Source organism: Microbacterium umsixpiens, assembly GCF_053543675.1.
This window is the reverse complement of the sequence record NZ_JBLVOH010000055.1, coordinates 5,722-8,151: the sequence shown is the minus strand read 5'-3', so window position 1 is coordinate 8,151 and position 2,430 is coordinate 5,722. Positions and strand designations below refer to the sequence as shown.

Annotated in this window: 4 protein-coding genes; all 4 read left to right on the top strand. The window is 67.1% G+C overall.

Annotation, left to right across the window (positions count from 1 at the left end):
• Positions 1-938: phosphoglycerate kinase (locus ACNPM4_RS05695; RefSeq protein ID WP_448985016.1), on the top strand; the 938-nt coding region annotated here is incomplete at its 5' end.
• Entirely contained in the window at positions 929-1,720 is a 792-nt protein-coding gene (gene tpiA, locus ACNPM4_RS05690) for a triose-phosphate isomerase (protein ID WP_167633366.1), read from the top strand. The genes ACNPM4_RS05695 and tpiA, both read left to right, overlap by 10 nt.
• Positions 1,721-1,801: 81 nt before the next feature.
• Complete coding sequence (secG, locus tag ACNPM4_RS05685) at positions 1,802-2,050, top strand: preprotein translocase subunit SecG (RefSeq protein ID WP_029261623.1); 249 nt, start codon at positions 1,802-1,804, stop codon at positions 2,048-2,050.
• Positions 2,050-2,403: an RNA polymerase-binding protein RbpA gene (locus tag ACNPM4_RS05680; RefSeq protein WP_017830291.1), complete on the top strand. Its 354-nt coding sequence runs from the start codon at positions 2,050-2,052 to the stop codon at positions 2,401-2,403. The genes secG and ACNPM4_RS05680 overlap by 1 nt, the downstream gene beginning before the upstream one ends.
• Positions 2,404-2,430 lie beyond the last annotated feature (27 nt).

Sequence of the window (2,430 nt, the reverse complement as noted above, 5' to 3'; positions counted from 1 at the left end):
GCGACACGGTCGGCGAGTCGGCGAAGGAGGCCGTCGCCTCGCTCGAGGACGGCGGGGTCGTCGTCATCGAGAACCTGCGGTTCAACCCGGGGGAGACCGCGAAGGACGAGTCCGTGCGCGCAGCCTTCGCGGCTGAGCTCGCCGAGCTCGGCGACGTGCTCGTCTCCGACGGATTCGGGGTCGTGCACCGCAAGCAGGCGAGCGTCTACGAGCTCGCCGAGCTGCTCCCGTCGGCGGCCGGTCTGCTGATCGCGGCCGAGCTCGACGTGCTCGACCGCCTGACCGAGAACCCCGAGCGCCCGTACGCGGTCGTGCTCGGCGGGTCGAAGGTCAGCGACAAGCTCGGCGTCATCTCGCACTTGCTGCCGCGCGTCGACAGGATTCTCGTCGGTGGCGGAATGCTCTTCACCTTCCTGAAGGCGCAGGGGCACGCTGTGGCTTCGAGCCTGCTGGAAGAGGATCAGCTCGAGACGGTTCGCGGCTACATCGCCGAGGCGGCCGAACGCGGTGTCGAGCTCGTGCTCCCCACCGATGTCGTCGTCGCCGCATCGTTCGGCGCGGACGCCGCGCACGAAGTCGCCGCGGCGGACGCGATCTCGTCGACGCCGTTCGGTGCCTCCGGCATCGGACTCGACATCGGTCCGGAGACGGCAGCACGATTCGCCGACGTCATCCGCGAATCGAAGACCGTGTTCTGGAACGGCCCGATGGGCGTGTTCGAGTTCCCGGCGTTCGCGGCCGGCACCAAGACCGTCGCGCAGGCGCTCACCGAGGTCGACGGCCTCAGTGTCGTCGGTGGCGGCGATTCCGCCGCGGCCGTGCGTCAGCTCGGATTCACCGACGACCAGTTCGGTCACATCTCGACCGGCGGCGGCGCGAGCCTCGAGTTCCTCGAGGGCAAGAAACTACCTGGGCTGGAGGTCCTCGGATGGGTGTGAACTCCCGTACCCCGCTGATCGCGGGAAACTGGAAGATGAATCTCGACCACCTTCAGGCGGTCGCGTTCGTGCAGAAGCTGCACTGGACGTTGAAGGATGCCAAGCACGAAGACGGATCCGTCGAGGTCGCGGTCTTCCCGCCCTTCACCGACATCCGCAGCGTGCAGACGCTCATCGACGCGGACAAGATCCCGTTCGCGCTCGGTGCGCAGGATGTGTCGGCACACGACTCCGGTGCGTACACCGGTGAGGTCTCCGGTGCTTTCCTTGCGAAGCTCGACGCGAAGTACGTCATCATCGGCCACTCGGAGCGTCGTGAATACCACGCCGAGGGCGACGATGTCGTGGCGGCCAAGGTGCAGGCATCGCTCAAGCACGGTCTCGTGCCGGTGATCTGCGTCGGTGAGACCGCGGGCGACCTGGAGAAGTTCGGTGCGAGCGCCGTTCCGGTGTCGCAGCTCGAGGCCGCGCTTCAGGGCGTGTCCCCGAAGGCGGACATCGTGGTGGCGTACGAGCCGGTGTGGGCGATCGGCTCCGGCCAGGCCGCGACGCCGCAGCAGGCGCAGGATGTCTGCGCCGCTCTGCGTGCGGTCGTCGCGAAGGTTCTGGGCGACGAGGCAGCCGCGCGTACGCGCATCCTCTACGGCGGCTCCGTGAAGGCGGCGAACATCGCCAGCTTCATGCGCGAGCCCGATGTGGACGGCGCACTGGTCGGCGGGGCGAGCCTCGTCGTGGACGAGTTCGCAGCGATCATCCGCTTCGAGAAGCACGTCGGAGTGTGAGTGCAGCGGGGCTGCGGCCCCGCTGCACCGTATACTTGACCGTTACGGGGGCGTTCCGGCCCCAGCGAAAGGCTCTTTCTCGTGGCAATTCTCGAGTTCGTCCTGCAGGTCGTGCTGGGCATCACCAGCGTTCTGCTGACCCTCCTCATCCTCCTGCACAAAGGTCGGGGCGGTGGACTGTCCGACATGTTCGGTGGAGGCATGACCTCTGCGGTCGGCTCCTCCGGTCTTGCGGAGCGGAACCTGAACCGCTTCACCGTCGTCCTGGCACTGACATGGTTCGTCGCCATCGTCGCGCTGGGCCTCATCACGAAATTCGAGGTCATCTGATGGCTACCGGTGGAAACGCCATCCGCGGCACCCGTGTCGGCTCCGGCCCGATGGGCGAGCAGGATCACGGTTATCACGCCGACCGCATCGCGGTCTCGTACTGGGACGGACTCGGCAACGAGACCGTGCGCTACTTCGCTGCGGGACTCCCCGAAGAGGAGATCCCCGAGACGATCGATCACCCGCAGTCGGGTCTCCCGGCCGGGCGTGACAAGGAGAACCCTCCTGCTCTCGCGAAGGCGGAGCCGTACAAGACGCACCTCGCGTATGTGAAGGAGCGTCGTACCGACGAGGAAGCCGTCCAGCTTCTCGACGACGCGCTCACCCAGCTGCGCGAGCGTCGGGGACAGTGACCTCGACCTGACATCGAAGAAGCCGCC

Coding starts and splice junctions, on each gene's coding strand:
- tpiA (WP_167633366.1), top strand. CDS start 929: ATGGGTGTGAACTCCCGTACCCCGCTGATCGCGGGAAACTGGAAGATG.
- ACNPM4_RS05680 (WP_017830291.1), top strand. CDS start 2,050: ATGGCTACCGGTGGAAACGCCATCCGCGGCACCCGTGTCGGCTCCGGC.